Raw genomic sequence first — 16,342 nt, 5'->3', positions numbered from 1 at the left:
GTGCAATCCCGTTCCCGTGATGGTGAGGCCCGCTCAGATTTGAGCAGGCAGCCCGATTTTCGGCTGCCAGGCTCGTAGGTGGAAGCACCGGGCCCGAGGGGCCCGGTCCGCCGGCCGTGAGGACCTGTGCGTCCGCGCCCGGCGACCGTCCACCTGCGAGACCGGGAGCCATCGACATGTCCAAGACCCCGCGCCTGGACCGGCGCGCATTCCTCAAGGCCACCGGCGCCACCGTGATCGCCGCCGCCGGCGCCGAGGTGGTGGCCGGCTGCAGCAGCGACAACGCCCCCGCCGCGCCCAAGGCCGCCGAACGGCTGCGGATCGCGTCCACCGACCCGACCAAGGGCATCGGTGTCGACCCCCGCTCGGTCGGCCAGGGCACCAGCAGCATGGTCGCGTACCACCTCTACGAGGGGCTGATGTCCCTGGACAACGACAAGTACCTGTTCGTGCTGGCCGAGTCCGCGGAGCCCAACGCCGACGCCACGAAGTGGACGGTTCGCCTCCGCGACGGCGTCAAGTTCCACAATGGACAGCCGGTCAAGGCCGCCGACGTGGTCTACAGCATCCGCTCGCTCGCCACGCCGCCCGGCAACCGGGCCTCCGTCTACGCCGACGTCGACCTCGCCGGGATGAAGGCCCTCGACGCCCGCACCGTGGAGATCCCGCTCAAGCGGCCCCGGGGCGACTTCAAGGAGGGCGTGCTGTCGACGTTCTCCCTCGTCTTCCCCGACGGCACGACCGACTTCAGCGCGGGTATCGGCACCGGGCCGTACAAGCTGCAGAGCGTCGACGGGCAGAACGTGCGGCTCACCGCGAACGAGGCGTACTGGGGCGCGCAGCCGAGCGTGCGCGGCCTGGAGTTCATCCGCATCGCCGACCCGGCCGCCCGGCTCAACGCCCTCAAGAGCGGCGAGGCCGACTACGTCGTCGGGATCAGCGCGGTCGGCGCCGCCGCGGAGAAGGGCAACCACGCGGTCCTGCTCCAGCGGGGCGGGACGGTGACGGCCAACGCGCTGAGCTTCGCGATGAACCAGAACCTGGCCCCGTTCAACGACCCCCGGGTGCGCCGCGCACTGCGGCTGGCCGTCGACCGCCCCCAGCTGACGAAGAACGCTCTGCTGGGCATGGCGTCCGAGGCGCAGGACCTGGTGGGCAAGGGCCTGCCGGGATACCCCACCGACCTGGGCGACCGGTCCCGGAACATCGCCGAGGCCCGGGAGCTGCTCAAGGCGGCCGGCGTGACCCAGCTGACCATCCGGGCCGCCGACATCGTGCCGGGCATGCTCGACGCGACCCGCCTCTTCGGCCAGCAGCTGGCCGAGGCCGGCGTCACGCTGACCATCAACCCGGTGCCTGTCGACTCGTTCTACGCCGACCTGCCCGGCCTGGCGAAGAACCCGTTCCAGACGTTCTACTACGCCAACCGCCCCGCGGCGACCCACCTGGCCAACGTGACGAGCCAGCACTCGGTGTTCAACGTGACGGGCACCGGGCCCGACTACTGGGCCCGGCTGCAGGCGGCCCAGGTCATCGTCGACGACAAGGCCCGCGCGACGGCGTTCGACGGGCTGCAGCACGAGCTCTACGACACCGGCGGCGACATCCTCTGGGCCTACCAGGACCAGCTGGACGCGTCCAAGCCCGGCATCAGCGGCGTCCAGCGACGCGGCCTGCTGCCGACCTTCGGAACGGCTCAGCTGGCATGAGCCTCGTCCTGGCCGTGGGTCGCCGGCTGGCCACCGCGGCCGGCACTGTGGGCGCCGCCTCGATCGTGCTGTTCGCCGGGTCGCAGGTGCTGCCCGGCGACGCCGCCGGCGCCTCGCTCGGCGTCAACGTGACAGCCGACGACCTCGCCGCGGCCCGGACCGAGCTGGGCCTGGACCGGCCCCTGCCGCAGCAGTACGCCGACTGGCTGCTCGGCGCGCTGCACGGCGACCTCGGGCACAGCCTGGTCGACCGGCGGCCGGTCTGGGAGCTCGTGGCCACCCCGCTGCGTGACACCGTCCTGCTGGTCGCCGTCACCACCGTGCTCACCGTGCTGCTCGCCGCCGCGATCGGCGTGCCGGCCGGGCTGCGCCCGGGCAGCCGGCTCGACCGGCTGCTGTCGGCGCTCGCGGTGGCGGTGGTGTCGATCCCGCAGTTCGTCACCGCGGGCCTGCTGGTCCTGCTGTTCTCGACAGTGCTCGGCGTGCTGCCGTCGGTGTCGCTGGTGCCATTCGGCGGCACGCCGCTGGACCGGCCGGAAATCCTCATCCTGCCGGTCCTGTCCCTCACCCTGTTCGCCGCGGCCTGGGCGAGCCGGATCGTGCGCGCCGCCGTCATCGACGCCGACGCGGCGCCGTACGTCGACGCGGCCCGGCTCGCCGGCCTCCCCGAGCGGCGGGTGGTGCTGCGGCATCTGCTGCCGGCGACCGTGCCGGCCTGTGCCCAGACGTTCGGCTGGCTGATCGGCGCGCTCTTCGGCGGCACCGCCGTCGTCGAGCGCGTCTTCAGCTATCCGGGTCTGTCGCAGACGCTCGTCGACGCGGTCCGCCACCACGACACCCCGGTCCTGGAGGGCGTCGGCCTGCTGCTCGCCGTCGTCATCGTCGGCTGCCTGCTGCTCGCGGACCTGCTGGCGACGCTCGCCGGCCCGAGACTGCGGACCGCGCCGTGAGGCGGCGGCTGCTGTGGCTGTGGCTCCTGCCCGGCCTCGTGGCGGTGCTCGTCGCCGTCGCGGGGCCGTGGCTCGACACCGGGGAACCCGGCCGCATCATCGCCATGCCTTACGCCACTCGCGGGGCCGGGCTGCCGCTGGGGGCCGACTACGCCGGCCGCGACGTCTGGTCCCGGCTGCTGCACGGCGGCCGGATGCTCGTCGTCCTGCCGGTGCTCGGGACGGTGCTCACCATGCTGCTGGGCACCGCGCTGGGCGTCCTCGCGGGATACCTGCGCGGGCCTGTCGACTTCGTGGTGTCCCGGCTGGACAACCTGCTGCTGGCCATCCCGCCCGTGCTGATCCTGCTCATGCTGCTGCACGGCTGGGGCTACTCGGCCGCCACACTCGTCGCGGTCATCGTCGCGACGGGCGTGCCGTTCGTGTCCCGCATCGCGCGGGCCGCGACCCGGCAGGCGGTGCGCACCGGCTACGTCGACCAGGCCGTGGGGCTCGGCGACGGCCCGGTCGCCGTGATGACCCTGGAGATCCTGCCGAACATCGCGCGGCCGATCCTCGCCGACGCGGGCAGCCGGCTGGCGATCGCCATCTTCATCACCGCGTCCGCCGGCTTCCTCGGCTTCGGCCCCGACGAACCGAACTGGGGTGCCATGATCAGCCAGAACATCGAGGGCGTGACGCTGTCGCCGTGGGGGATGATCGTCCCCGCGGTGGCCCTGGCCGCCCTGACCGTGACGGCCAACCTGACCCTGGACCGGCTCACCGCTCGGATCCCGGCATGATCGAGATCGAGGGTCTCACCACTGTCGACATGAACGCCCGCGCCGTCCTGGACGGGGTGACGCTGTCGGTGCGGCCCCTCGAACGGGTCGGCATCGTGGGGGAGTCCGGCTCCGGCAAGACCACCCTGGCCCTCGCCCTGCTCGGCGCGGTGCGGCCGGGGCTGCGCCGCGCCGAGGGCCGGGTAAGCGTCGGCGGGCAGGACCTGGCGGCGCTGAGCGGCCCGGCGCTGCGCGCCTACCGGCGCGGCGTCATCGCCTACCTCCCGCAGGACCCGCCGTCCACGCTCACCCCCACCATCCGCGTGGCGGGCCAGCTGCGCGAGGTGCGGGCCGGCGCCGACGTGCCGGCCCACCTCGACCGGGTCGGGCTGCCGACGGACCGCGCGTTCCAGCGCCGCTTTCCGCACCAGCTCTCCGGCGGCCAGCAGCAGCGCCTCGCCCTGGCCCGGGTCCTGGCCACCGAGCCGAGCGTGCTCGTCCTGGACGAGCCCACGACCGGCCTCGACGCGCTGACCCGGCGTCAGGTCCTGGACCAGATCGCCGCACTCGTCCAGGACCGGGCCATCACCCTGGTGTTCATCAGCCACGACCTGCCGGCCGTGGCCCGTATGGCCGACCGGCTGATCGTGATGCGCGAGGGCCGGATCGTCGAGGACGGCCCGCGGGAGGCCACGCTCGGCGCCCCCAGCGCCCCGTACACGGCCGAGCTCGTCCGGGCGGTGCCCGACATCACCGAGGCCCACGAGCGGCGGCTCGGGCCGCCGGAGCCGCCGCGGACCGGGACACCGATCCTGCGGGTCCGCGATCTCACGGCCGGCCACGGCCGGCGCCGGCCGGTCGTGGCCGCCGCCGGCGTCTCGCTGGAGGTGCGGCGCGGCGAGTGCGTGGCCCTGCTGGGACTGTCCGGCGCCGGCAAGACGACCCTCGCCCGCTCCATCACCGGCCACCACCGGCCCGACGGCGGCACCGTCGAGCTCGACGGCCAGGCCCTGCCGCCCACGCTGCGCGGCCGGACGGTCGAGCAGCGCCGGCGCATCCAGCTCGTCGCCCAGGACACCTCGCTGTCGCTGAACCCGCGCCGCACCGTCCGGGCCACCCTGACGCGGCCGCTGCGGCGGCTGCGGGGGCTGGACCGGGACGCCGCCGACGCCGAGGTGACCCGTCTGCTGTCCCTTGTGGACCTCGACGACGGGATTGCCGGGCGCTACCCCGGGCAGCTCTCCGGTGGCCAGCGTCAACGGGTCGGCATCGCGAGAGCCCTGGCCGCCGGACCCGACGTGCTGCTCTGCGACGAGGTGACGGCGAGCCTGGACGCCCGCGTGCAGGCCGATGTGCTGCGCCTGCTGGCCGACCTGCGGTACCGGCTCGATCTGGCCCTGCTGTTCGTCTCGCACGACCTCGGTGTGGTCGCCCGGCTGGCTGATCGGGTGCTCGTGCTGCTCGACGGGGCCATCTGCGAGGGCGGCCCGGTCGGTGAGGTTCTCGTTTCCCCGCAACATCCCTGGACGCGTTCGTTGGTCGGCGCGGTCGCGTCCGGCCCGCAGACGTCCTGGCGCACAACAGTTTCCGGGCATGCGCACAAGTGAGCAGAAGCCCGGGGTGCGCGCCAGGCAAACTGTTCCCAGCACAGAGAAAGCGAAGGAGGTGAATGCACATGATGAAGATCTCCGTTCGCAAGCTGGAGTCGGTGAAGACCAGCGCGGTCGCCGCCGCCTGCGCCGCGGCCAACTGAAACTGAACACCTGAACCGCCGCACCACAGCGCCATCCTCCGTGAGAACGAAGGAGGTGAAGAAACATGATGAAGATCTCGGTTCGCAAGCTGGAGTCGGTGAAGACCAGCGCGGTTGCCGCCGCCTGCGCCGCGGCCAACTGAAGCTGAACAGCTGCACAGCTGCCCCAGCGCACCACAGCACCATCCTTCCGTTGGCGGGAGTCAGGCCCGGATGCCCGAGAGCATCCGGCCTGGCTCCCGCTGGCACATGTACCCACCAAACAGTCACATTCGGGAATGAGGTCGAGGAGATGGCCGGTTACCCGCCCGGGTCTCTCGTGAAGGTGCGGCCGTTCACGCACCACCGCGACGGCGACACGGTCAACATCGGTTTGGTCGAGCAACACGTTTTCCTGGAGATCCCCGCCCCGGGGCTGGACATCCTGAACTGGCTGTCCGAAGGCAAGTCAGTGGGGGAGACCGCCGGGCTGTTCGAGAGCAAGCACGGCCAGGCGCCGGACATCGAGGACTTCCTCACCGCGCTGAACGACGAGGGCTTCCTGCAGCCGGCCGACGCCACCGAAGAGGCCGCCGTCAAGGCCGTGCCGGCGTCCGAGCACGTCCACACCCACGGCCGCTCCGTCAGCCTGCACTGGCTCTCCCCGAGCGCCGCGCGCAAGCTGGTCGGCTGGCCGGTCCTGCTCGGCTGCGCCGCGATCATGGCCGCCGGGTTGTGGTTCGCCGTCGACGACCCCGGCCTCATGCCGGTGCCGGGCAAGTCCCTGCTGTTCCCGGAGTACTTCGCCGCACTGACGTGGGCCACGATGATCCTGTCGCTGGGCAGCGTCATGATCCACGAGATCGCCCACGTGGTAGCCGCCCGCGCCGCCGGCGTGACCGCGAACATGGAGGTCGGCAACCAGCTGTACGTCCTGGTGGCGCAGACCGACATGACAGGCATCTGGCTGGCCCCGAAGCGCCGCCGCTACCTGGCGTTCACCATCGGCCTGATCGCCGACGCGACGACCGCGGCCCTGCTGATCGCACTGCTGTGGTTCGGCCGGCACGGCTACGTCAGCCTGCCCTACTGGCTGTCGCTGCTGTCCACGGCGCTGGTCCTCACCGCGCTCATCCGGGTCGGCTGGCAGTTCTTCTTCTTCCTGCGCACCGACGGCTACTACGTCTTCGCCACGGCCTTCAACTGCAAGAGCCTCATGGTCGACACCGAGGACTTCCTGCGCAACCAGGTCAAGCGCCTGAGGCCGTCGCTGCCGCGGGTCGACCAGTCGGCCATCCCCAAGCGGGAGATGCGGGCCATCCGGGCCTACTCGCTGATCTGGATCGCCGGCCGGTTCATCTCCGTCGGGGTCTTCTTCTTCGCCGGCCTGCCGGTCCTCTGGGGCTACCTGTACCAGGCGATCCTGTACGTCACCGGCGGCGACTCGCGGTTCAACTCCATCGACTTCGCCACCGTCGCGATTCTCGGCCTGGGCGTCAACGGCTGGGGCGTCGCCCTGTGGATCCGCAGCCTGTACCGCGGCCGCCGGGACCGCCGCCGCCGGGACACCCTCGCCATGACCCGGGAGGCCGCCCGACTGGCGCGCCTGCGCGAGACGGCGGTGGCGTCATGACCGCCGCCGTGGAGGCCGACCGGGCCACCGGCGAGCTGCACTCCGCCAACTGCGGGTTCACCGTGCACCGCACCGGCCAGCTCGAGTACGCCTTCGCCGAGGAGGGCGGCCAGTTCTCCGTCGACCTGGTCCGCTACCTCAACAACTCGCAGAGCGGGGTGATCTCGACCTACCTCTACCGCGAGGTGTTCGGGGTCCGCGACCGCCTGCACTGGTTCGTGCACATGAAGTCGCCGCACAACTACCAGCGGCTGCTGCAGCTCGTCGACCACGACCGTGACTACCAGGACATCTCCACCCTGGACCGGCTGCCCGGCAAGGGCGGCGGCAACTGGGAGCGGATGTTCACCCCGGGCTCCTTCCAGGAGAACATCCTCTGCCCGCAGCACGGCTTCGGCCACCCGCCCGAGGGGGAGATCGACCCGGCCGAGGTGTTCGCCGACCCGGCGCAGTACCAGACCGCGCAGCCCGCCGAGATCCAGCTGACCACGGCGACGGCCGGCGCGGTCCTCCTGCGGACCGGCAAGGCCCGCTACGAGCTGCGCGAGCAGTGCCGCTACTTCGGCGTCCAGTGGGCCGACTACGTCAACCAGGCGCTGCCCGGCGTCGTGACGGCCTTCCTCTACGAGGAGATCTTCGGCCGGCAGGACACCCTGCACTGGCTCATCCACCTGCGCTCCCTCGAGGACTACGCGCAGCTGGAGGAGCTCGGCCGCAGCGACGCCGGCTACCGCGAGCTGCTGGACGCCACCCGTGTCCCGGCGGCGCTCGGCGGCGGCAACTGGGGCGGCCTGTTCGTCCCGGGCACCCTGCAGGACACCCTGCTCGTGCCGTACTCCACCGGCACGCACTGAGCCGGGCGGAGCATCGGTCATGACAGTGGGCATCGAGGCGATCAATGCCTACGTGGGGCGGGCCTCGTTGGGCGTACCGCAGCTCTTCGAGGCCCGCGGGCTGGACGACCGGCGGTCGGCGAACCTGATGATGGACCGCAAGTCGGTGAACCTGCCGTGCGAGGACCCGGTCACCAACGCGGTGAACGCGGCCCGCCCGCTCGTGCAGGCCCTGACCGACGAGGAGCGGGACCGCATCGAGCTCATCATCGTCGGCACCGAGTCCGGGCTGGACTTCGGCAAGCCGATCAGCACCTACATCCAGCACTACCTCGGGCTGGGCCGGCGGTGCCGGTCGTTCGAGGTCAAACACGCCTGCTACGGCGGCACCGCGGCGCTGCAGTCGGCCGCGGCGATCATCGGCGCCAGCCCGGTCCCCGGGGCGCGGGCCCTGGTGATCGCGGCCGACTCCGCAAGCGTCGCGGCCCGCAACACCTACTGGGAGCCGTCCCAGGGTGCGGGCGCGGTGGCCATGCTTGTCGGCCGCGACGCCGAGATCCTCGCCCTCGACCCGGGCGCCAACGGGTACCACAGCTTCGAGGTCATGGACACGCTGCGGCCCCGCCCGGACCTGGAGGCGGGGGACTCGGACCTGTCGCTGATGTCCTACATGGAATGCCTTGAGCACAGCTTCGCCGCCTACCGCGAACGCGTCGGCGCGGCGGACCTCCTGGACACCTTCGACCACCTCGTCTTCCACACCCCGTTCGCGGGCATGGTGAAGAGCGCCTACCGCCGGCTGCGGCGCAAGGAGCGGCCGGCGCCACCGGCCCAGGTCGAGGCGGACTTCGCCGCGCGGGTGGCGCCGTGCCTGACGTACGCCACCCGGGTCGGCAACGTCTACTCGGCCTCGCTGTACCTGGCGTTGTGCTCGCTGATCGACGAGGCCGACATCACCCGGCCCGAACGGCTGGGCCTGTTCTCCTACGGCTCCGGCTGCGCCTCGGAGTTCTACAGCGGCGTCGTCACACCTGCGGGCAAGGCACTGCTGGCCCGGCAGGGGATCGCCGCGGCCATCGCCGACCGTTACCCGCTGAGCATGCCGGAGTACGAGCTGATCAGCGACCTGAGCCTGCACCGCATGTGCGGCGTGCAGGACCACAAGTACGACGTCTCGCCCTACGGGCGCGTCTACGACAGCCATGTCGCCGGCCGGGGGCTGCTGGTGCTCGACCGGGTCGAGAACTTCCACCGTCAGTACCGCTGGAGCTGAAGACCATGGACTTCCAGGCATTGATCGTCGAGGAGCGGCGCGAGGTCCTGCGGGTCGTGCTCAACCGGCCCGAGCGCCAGAACAGCATCAACGACGTCCTCCTCGCGGAGCTGCACGCCGTCCTGGATCTGGCCGAGCGCTCGCCGCACCTGCGGATCGTCACCCTCGCGGCCACCGGGCCGGTGTTCTGCTCCGGCATGGACTTCGAGTCCGCCTCCCGCAACGGCAGCAACCGCGACGACATCGCGGCCCGGGGCGGCGAGGCGTTCTTCGACCTGCTGCACCGCATCACGACGGTGCCGCGGCTCGTGGTGTCCCTCGTGGACGGCCGGGTCACCGGCGGCGGCGTCGGGCTGGTCGCGGCCGGCGATCTCGTGTACGCGACCCCGGCCAGCACGTTCGGTCTTCCCGAGGCGCTGTGGGGCCTGCTGCCCTGCTGTGTCCTGCCGTTCCTGATCCGGCGGACCGGCTTCCAGCCCGCCTACGCGATGACCCTCAGCACCCTGTCGGTGCCGGCCGGGCAGGCCGAGCGCTTCCACCTCGTCGACGAGGTGGCCGACGACCCGGCGCCGGCGCTGCGCCGCCTGGCCAGCCGGCTGACCAAGTTCGACGAGAGCACGGTCGGCGCCGCGAAGCGATACTTCGGCGACCTGTGCTTCCCGGCCGAGCAGCAGCGCCGGGTGGCGGTCGCGGAGTTCTCCCGGCTGATGTCGTCACCGGCGGTCCAGCACCGCATTGCCGCATTCGCCAGCCACCAGCGGCTGCCGTGGGAGGCCCGGTAGCCGACAACGAAAACTAGGAGACAACGCCATGAACGTGGCACTGTGGATCGTCCAGGCCGTGCTCGCCGCGGCCTTCATCGCCGTCGGCGCCGGCAAGCTGGCGCAGTCCAAGCTGAAGCTGCTCAAGAACCCGCAGATGGCGTGGGTCGAGGAGTTCCCGGAGCCGGCGCTCAAGGCGCTCGGGGCCGTGGAGGTCCTGGCCGCGATCGGGGTCGTGGTGCCCTGGCTCGCCGGGGTCGCCACCGTCCTCACCCCGGTCGCCGCGGTCGTCCTCGGCCTGCTGTGCCTCACCTCTGTGCCGGGCATGCTCCGGCGGGAGCAGTACGCCACCATCGCCCCCAACGCCGTCCTGCTGGTCCTCGCCGCGTTCGTCGCCTGGGGCCGGTTCTGACCGCTTCGCAGCACGACCGACAGCAGTGGCCCCCGGATACTTCTCCGGGGGCCACTGCGCTGTTGCGCTATCGCGCTGCGGTGAGCGCGGCCTGCTCGCGCAGCTCGCGCTTGAGGACCTTGCCGTTCTGGCTGCGCGGCAGAGTCGGGAGCGCCAGGATGTGCACCGGAACCTGGTGGGGCGCCAGCCGCCCCGCCGTCGCCGCCTCGACCTCCGCCAGGGCGTCGGGGTCGCTCAGCGCCACCGCGGCCAGCACCTCGCCGTCCGGGCCGCCGAACACGGCCGCCTCCCGGACCGCCGGGTGCTCGTACAGGGCGGCCTCCACCTCGATGGTGGACACCGGCCCGTCGGCGGTGCGGAGCATGTCCACACCGCGGTCGAAGAAGTAGAGGCTGCCGTCGTCGCCGAGGCGGCCGTAGTCGCCGGTGCGGTACCAGCCCTCGTCGCCCCGGTGGAGCTCCGCGTTGAGGTACAGCCGGCGCGGTGCCTGATGGCGCAGCCAGATCTCGCCGACCTCGCCCTGCGGCACCTCCGCGCCGTCGGCGCCGACGAGCCGCAGCTCGGTCGTGGGGGTGGGCCGGCCGACCGACAGCGGCTTGGCCGGGTCGAACATGTTGACGACAAGCGCCGGCCCGGCCTCGGACTGCGAGCAGGCGCTCATGATCCGGGCCCCGGGGAACGCCGCGAGCACGGCGCGGGCGATCGGCGGCGGCAGCGGGGAGGACCCCGAGGCCACCATCGTCACCGACGACACGTCGTAGCGCCCGGCGATGTCCGCCGCGAGCAGCTGGATCGCGATCCACGGTGTGATGGCCAGCGACTGGATGGCGAACTGCTCGATGAGCTGCCCCATCCGGTCGATGTCGTCCGGGTCGCACACCACCGACACGGCCGGGGCCGAGAGGGCGGAGTTGACGCATGTCGCGCTCGTGCTGGTGCCGAGCGTCATCGGCACCAGCATGTGACCGGCGACCCGGAAGTCGCGGGTGGCCGCGGCTTGCTTACCGAAGGTGAGGTTGCCGTGCGGCACGGTGTACGCCTTCGCCGGGCCGGTGGTACCCGAGGTGTACAGCACGTCGGAGATGTCGGCCGGATCGATGGCGACCGACAGCGGAAGGTCGGTGCCGGTGTCCAAAGTGGACAGCGGGTGGGTGGTACCGTCGAACCCGGCCGGGGGCACCAGCCGGTCGGCGTGCACCAGCCGGGCCACGCCGCACTCGTCGAAGCGGCGGCGAACCTCGGCCGGGGGCAGTGCGTCGTTGATGTGCACGGCCGTCGCTCCGGTGCGCAGCACCCCGAGGTAGGCGACCGCATACTCGATCCAGTCGAGCCCGGCGAACAGCAGCCCGATGCGCCGGCCGCGGCCGGCGCCCATGTCGAGCAGCGAGTGCGCCACCGCCCTCGACCGGGTCTCCCACTCGCGGAAGGACAGTGTGGCGTGTCCGTCGACGATGAACGCGATCCCGTCGGGATCCTCCCCGGCCCGCCGCTCCAGCAGGTCGGGGACGACGGCGAGCTGCGCAGCGGCGGGTGGGCCGGCTGGTTGGGTCACGGTTACTCCTCGAGGTCGTAATGCAGGATGAGGTCGTGCTCCGGCGTGATCTCGCCACGGCCGCTGAGACCCGCCAGCTCGCCCGTGCCGGAGCCCGGCACGATCGTCCAGCTGGCCTCGTGCGCCTCGCCGAGCATGGAGGCCGAGTGGATGAGCAGGAAGCCGCCCTTGCGGCCCGCCAGCTCGCAGTCGAACCGCTCCACGCCGAGGTAGATGGCCGGGCCGTCGCCGTCCGGGCCGAGCAGGATCAGCTCCACGACACTGGTGCCGGTCAGCTCCCCGGTGAAGGTCTTGGTCCACCGGGCGCGGGTCATCGGCCCGCCGTTCCACTCCACCGGAGTGTTGTCACGGTTGTCGATGGTGAATGAGCTCTTGGCCAGACTGGGCATGGGACCGCACTCCTCGATGAGGTTCTCTTTTCGGACAAATGCCCGACCATCATAGACGTTTCCGACGGTAGCGACCGGAGTCGCTGCGGCGGTGCTCAGAACTGAGCACTTCCTGTCGCGGGCCCGGCCTTGCTCAGTGTTGAGCAGCTCAGGCGGGGCCGGCTCACTAGCGTCTCGACGTATCGGCCGCCAGAAGCCAAACACCTGCGAGGAGCATCGAGATGACCGTTGAGCATGTCGTGGAGGTGCACGAGCGACGTGAGCGGATCGTGCCGCCGGCCCAGCACCAGACGTCGCTGCCGAGCGAGGACGTCCTGCACTCGGCGAACTCCGGCGTGGTCGTCGAGCGGATCGGCCAGGTGCGCGCCGAGCTGCGCGAGGAGGCCTGGACGTTCGCCCGCGAGCTCGCCGAGCGGATCAACACCAAGCTGGCCGGCGAGGCGAGCATGTTCGTGTACGAGGAGACCTTCGGCACCAAGGACCGGCTGCACTTCCTGCTGCACCTGACCTCGCTTGACGCCTACTACCCGCTCGTCAGCCTGGACGACGAGGCGCTCACCGGGCAGGGACCGGCGGCCTGGAACCGGCTGTTCGAGGCCGGCAGCGTGACCGAGACCGTGATGCTGCCGCAGTTCTGGGGCATGTACGGCACCAAGGTCGACGGCAAGCTGGAGAAGCAGAGCACCGTGCACCGCAGCGCCGGACCCGTCGCGCTGCCGCCGGCCCGCCAGCAGACGGCGCTGCCGGACGAGCAGATCCTGCACTCGGGCAACGCCGGCATCGTCATGCACCGCACCGGCCAGATCATCTACGACTTCCGGTCCGAGGCGCGGGCATTCGGCCGCGAGGTGGCCGAGTCGATCAACAAGAACCTGCCCGGCGAATGCACCGTCTTCGTCTACGAGGAGGGCTTCGGCACCGCGGACCGGCTGCACTGGCTGATCCACCTCAAGGACCTCACCACCTACATGCGGCTGCTGAAGCTGCACGTCAGCGACGAGGAGGTCCGCGACATCTACTTCCGGGAGCGCATCGCACCGGAGAAGGGTGGCGGCACCTGGGCCCGGTACTTCGTCGAGGGCTCCATGGTCGACGTCGCCCTGACCCCCCTGCGCTGAGCGCCGGAACCCGAGAACGAGAGGAGAAGGACATGACCGATTCGATGACCGCCGAGCGGCGCGCCCAGATCGTGCCCCCGGCCCAGCATCAGGTCGAGGCCGGTGCGGCCGGGCTGCTGCACTCGGCGAACGCCGGTGTGATCGTGCAGAAGGTGGGCCAGCTGCGCTCGGAGTACCGCAACGAGGGCCGCGTCTTCGCCCGCGAGATGGCCAAGCACGTCAACGCCCGCCAGGCCGGCAACGCGACCGCCTTCGTGTACGAGGAGACATTCGGCTACGAGGACCGGCTGCACTTCCTGATCCATCTGCGGTCCCTGGACACCTACTACGGCATGGTCGAGATGGGCGACCAGGACCGCGCCTACCGCGAGTCCGTCGCCAAGGAGCGGGTCCAGACCGACAGCGGCGCCGGCGCGTGGGACCGGCTGTTCGTCGACGGCAGCATGCGCTCCAACGTGCTGCTGCCGCACACCTGGACCGGCCGCACCGGCCGCGACACGGTGCCGGTGGCCGGCGAGCAGACCGCGCAGCCCGAGGGCCAGCTGCTGCACTCCGGCAACGCCGGCATCGTGCTGCTGCGCTCGGCCACCGTCGGCTACGGCTTCCGGGCCGAGGCCCGGCAGATCGCCCGCGAGCTGGTCGAGAACATCAACAAGAACTTCGCCGGCGAGGCCAGCGCCTTCGCCTACGAGGAGGCCTTCGGCGGCGACCAGCTGCACTGGCTGATCCACCTGCGCGACCTGACGACCTACCAGCGGCTGCTGGAGCAGGACGCGTTCGCCGACGACGGCCGGCCCGGCACCTTCGTGGACGGCTCGGTCAGCGACATCGCCCTCACCCCGCACCACTGGGGCCTGTACGCCACCCGGCAGCAGGCCTGACCCGAGGAGGTGGCCGAGATGGCCGTAGCGTGGGTATTCGCGGGGCAGGGCGCACAGCGCCGCGGCATGGGAGCCGACGTCCTGGACCGCTATCCGGACCTGTGCCGGCAGGCGGACGAGATCCTCGGCTACCGCGTCCGCGAGCTCTGCCTGACCAACGCCGCACCGGGCCTGAAGGACACGCGCCATGTGCAACCGGCGCTGTTCGTGGTCAACGCGCTGAGCTATCTCGACCGCCGGGAGCGCGAGCCCGCCCCGGACTTCCTCGCCGGGCACAGCCTCGGTGAGTACGACGCCCTGTTCGCGGCCGGCTGCTTCGACTTCGCCACCGGCGTGCGGCTCGTGCAGCGCCGCGGCGAGCTGATGAGCCAGGCCGGCGACGGCGGCATGGTCGCCGTCGTCGGCGTCGAGCCGGACCGGCTCGCCGACCTGCTGCACCGGGAGGGTCTGCACGAGATCGACCTGGCGAACCGCAACTCGGCGCGCCAGGTCGTGCTGTCCGGCCCGGACCTCGCGCTGCAACGCGCCACCGAGGCGATCACCGCAGCCGGGGCCGGGCGGTGCGTCAAGCTGCGGGTCAGCGCGCCGTTCCACTCGCGGCACATGGCGCCGGCCGCGGCGCAGTACCGGGAGTTCCTGACGGCGTTCGCCCTGCGGGACCCGCAGATCCCGGTCATCGCCAACGTGACGGCGCTGCCCTATCCGGCCGGCGGGGTCGGCGACCTGCTGGGCCGGCAGGTGGACAGCCCGGTGCGCTGGTGGGAGAGCATGAGCCACCTGCTCGCCGCGGGCGTCACCGACCTGGTCGAGGTGGGCCCGGGGCGGGTCCTGGCCGAGTTGTGGAACGAGGCCAAGGCCCAGCCCTGCCCGGCCCCCGCCACCCCGGCGCCCGCGGCCTGCGCGCCAGTGATCGGCGCACCCGCGGTCCCCGAGCCCGCGGAGCCGGCGGCAACGCCCCGGCCCGGCCGCATCACCGCGGCGGCGCTGGGTTCGGCCGAGTTCCGGGCCGACTACGGCGTGCGGCACGCCTACCTGGCCGGCTCCATGTTCAAGGGCATCGCCTCGCCCGCGCTGGTGATCCGGATGGCGAAGGCCGGCCTCATGGGCTTCCTCGGCACCGGCGGCCTCACCCTCGACGAGATCGACGCCGGCATCCGGGAGATCCGTGCCAGGCTCGGTGCCGGCGCCCGCTTCGGCGTCAACCTCCTCGCCGTCCCCGACGACCCCGCCGCCGAACGTGAGCTCGTCGCGCTCTACCTGCGCCACGACGTCCGGCACGTGGAGGCCGCGAGCTTTCTGCAGCTCACCCCCGCGCTGCTGCACTTTCGCTACACCGGCGCCGCCATCGGCACCGACGGCGTCGCCCGGGCCGCCCGGCACGTCGTCGCCAAGGTCTCCCGGCCGGAGGTCGCCGCCGCGTTCATGGCCCCGCCGCCCGCGGCCATGCTCGACCGGCTCGTCGCCGAGGGTGCCCTCACCGCCGCCGAGGCCGCCGCCGCGGCCCTGCTCCCCGTCGCCGCCGACATCTGCGTCGAGGCCGACTCCGGCGGGCACACCGACGCCGGCAGCCCCTACGCCCTCATGCCCGCCATGGGCCGGCTCCGCGACGAGGCGATGCGACGGCACGGCTACCCCACCCGGATCCGGATCGGCGCCGCCGGCGGCATCGGCGCCCCGGAAGCCGCCGCGGCCGCCTTCGTGCTCGGCGCCGACTTCGTCGTGACCGGCTCGGTGAACCAGTGCACAGTCGAGGCCGGCACCTCCGACGCGGTCAAGGACCTCCTCGCCGGCCTGGACGTGCAGGACACCGCCTACGCCCCGGCCGGCGACCTGTTCGAGCTCGGCGCGCGGGTCCAGGTCGTGCGCAAGGGCACCCTCTTCCCGGCCCGGGCCAACAAGCTCTACCAGGTGTACCGGCAGTACGACGGGCTCGACGACATCGATCCCGAGACCCGGCGGACGATCGAGGAGCGGTACTTCCGCCGGACGTTCGCCGAGGTGTGGGACGAGACCCGCGAGTACCTGCGCAAGCACCGGCCGGCCGACCTCGACCGGGCCGAGCGCAGCCCGAAGGCGCGGATGGCCCTCGTCTTCCGCTGGTACTTCGTGCACTCCACCCGGCTGGCCCTGGCCGGCGAGCCCGGCGTATCGGGCGGCACGGTCAACTATCAGATCCACTGCGGGCCGGCGCTCGGCGCCTTCAACCGGCTCGTCGCCGGCACCCCGCTGCACGACTGGCGGCAACGCCATGTCGACACCATCGCCGACCTGCTCATGGACGGCGCGGCGCACCTGCTCGACGGCACACTGCGGACCTGGTCGAACTCGGGAGAATGAC

General features: G+C 71.9%; 14 protein-coding genes. 12 read left to right on the top strand and 2 right to left on the bottom strand.

Annotated elements, in window-relative coordinates:
• Positions 1 to 176: 176 nt before the first annotated feature.
• The 9 genes from Dvina_RS37760 (at position 177) to Dvina_RS37720 (ending at position 10,064) form a co-directional block, all read left to right on the top strand.
• Positions 177 to 1,709 (top strand): ABC transporter substrate-binding protein, encoded by a 1,533-nt coding sequence (locus Dvina_RS37760; RefSeq protein WP_223094364.1) that lies wholly within the window; start codon positions 177 to 179, stop codon positions 1,707 to 1,709.
• A complete protein-coding gene (locus Dvina_RS37755; protein ID WP_223094362.1) occupies positions 1,706 to 2,659 on the top strand; it encodes an ABC transporter permease in 954 nt (317 codons plus the stop codon). The genes Dvina_RS37760 and Dvina_RS37755 overlap by 4 nt, the downstream gene beginning before the upstream one ends.
• Positions 2,656 to 3,441 carry an ABC transporter permease gene (locus Dvina_RS37750; protein ID WP_246655584.1) on the top strand — a complete coding sequence of 262 codons (786 nt, stop codon included), beginning with the start codon at positions 2,656 to 2,658 and terminating at the stop codon, positions 3,439 to 3,441. Before Dvina_RS37755 ends, Dvina_RS37750 begins: the two co-directional genes overlap by 4 nt.
• Entirely contained in the window at positions 3,438 to 5,027 is a 1,590-nt protein-coding gene (locus Dvina_RS37745) for an ABC transporter ATP-binding protein (protein WP_223094360.1), read from the top strand. Before Dvina_RS37750 ends, Dvina_RS37745 begins: the two co-directional genes overlap by 4 nt.
• A 438-nt stretch (positions 5,028 to 5,465) precedes the next feature.
• Positions 5,466 to 6,785 carry a hypothetical protein gene (locus Dvina_RS37740; RefSeq protein WP_223094358.1) on the top strand — a complete coding sequence of 440 codons (1,320 nt, stop codon included), beginning with the start codon at positions 5,466 to 5,468 and terminating at the stop codon, positions 6,783 to 6,785.
• Complete coding sequence (locus Dvina_RS37735; protein ID WP_223094356.1) at positions 6,782 to 7,639, top strand: DUF6039 family protein; 858 nt, start codon at positions 6,782 to 6,784, stop codon at positions 7,637 to 7,639. The genes Dvina_RS37740 and Dvina_RS37735 overlap by 4 nt, the downstream gene beginning before the upstream one ends.
• Before the next feature lie 19 nt (positions 7,640 to 7,658).
• A complete protein-coding gene (locus tag Dvina_RS37730) occupies positions 7,659 to 8,891 on the top strand; it encodes a hydroxymethylglutaryl-CoA synthase family protein (protein WP_223094354.1) in 1,233 nt (410 codons plus the stop codon).
• Positions 8,892 to 8,896: 5 nt separating this feature from the next.
• Positions 8,897 to 9,673 (top strand): enoyl-CoA hydratase-related protein, encoded by a 777-nt coding sequence (locus Dvina_RS37725; RefSeq protein ID WP_223094352.1) that lies wholly within the window; start codon positions 8,897 to 8,899, stop codon positions 9,671 to 9,673.
• 28 nt (positions 9,674 to 9,701) lie between these two features.
• Positions 9,702 to 10,064: a DoxX family protein gene (locus tag Dvina_RS37720; protein ID WP_223094350.1), complete on the top strand. Its 363-nt coding sequence runs from the start codon at positions 9,702 to 9,704 to the stop codon at positions 10,062 to 10,064.
• Positions 10,065 to 10,131: 67 nt separating this feature from the next.
• On the opposite strand, the gene Dvina_RS37715 is transcribed toward Dvina_RS37720, so the two are convergent.
• Complete coding sequence (locus Dvina_RS37715) at positions 10,132 to 11,616, bottom strand: class I adenylate-forming enzyme family protein (protein ID WP_223094348.1); 1,485 nt, start codon at positions 11,614 to 11,616, stop codon at positions 10,132 to 10,134.
• Between the two features lie 2 nt (positions 11,617 to 11,618).
• A complete protein-coding gene (locus Dvina_RS37710; RefSeq protein ID WP_223094346.1) occupies positions 11,619 to 12,005 on the bottom strand; it encodes a DUF3224 domain-containing protein in 387 nt (128 codons plus the stop codon).
• Between the two features lie 221 nt (positions 12,006 to 12,226).
• Here Dvina_RS37710 and Dvina_RS37705 point away from each other — a divergent pair, with 221 nt between their 5' ends.
• From Dvina_RS37705 to fabD, 3 genes are read left to right on the top strand one after another with little or no spacing between them, the layout of a single operon-like run.
• Entirely contained in the window at positions 12,227 to 13,123 is an 897-nt protein-coding gene (locus Dvina_RS37705) for a DUF6039 family protein (RefSeq protein WP_223094344.1), read from the top strand.
• A gap of 32 nt (positions 13,124 to 13,155) precedes the next feature.
• Positions 13,156 to 14,004 carry a DUF6039 family protein gene (locus tag Dvina_RS37700; RefSeq protein ID WP_223094342.1) on the top strand — a complete coding sequence of 283 codons (849 nt, stop codon included), beginning with the start codon at positions 13,156 to 13,158 and terminating at the stop codon, positions 14,002 to 14,004.
• A gap of 18 nt (positions 14,005 to 14,022) precedes the next feature.
• The gene (gene fabD / locus Dvina_RS37695) at positions 14,023 to 16,341 is read left to right on the top strand and encodes an ACP S-malonyltransferase (RefSeq protein WP_223094340.1); all 2,319 of its coding nucleotides are present in this window, start codon (positions 14,023 to 14,025) and stop codon (positions 16,339 to 16,341) included.
• Position 16,342: the final 1 nt, after the last annotated feature.

The sequence above is a fragment of the Dactylosporangium vinaceum genome (genome assembly GCF_019904175.1).
Classification (GTDB): Bacteria; Actinomycetota; Actinomycetes; order Mycobacteriales; family Micromonosporaceae; genus Dactylosporangium; species Dactylosporangium vinaceum.
Note: the sequence above shows the minus strand (reverse complement) of the source record. Positions and strands in the feature narration are given on the sequence as shown.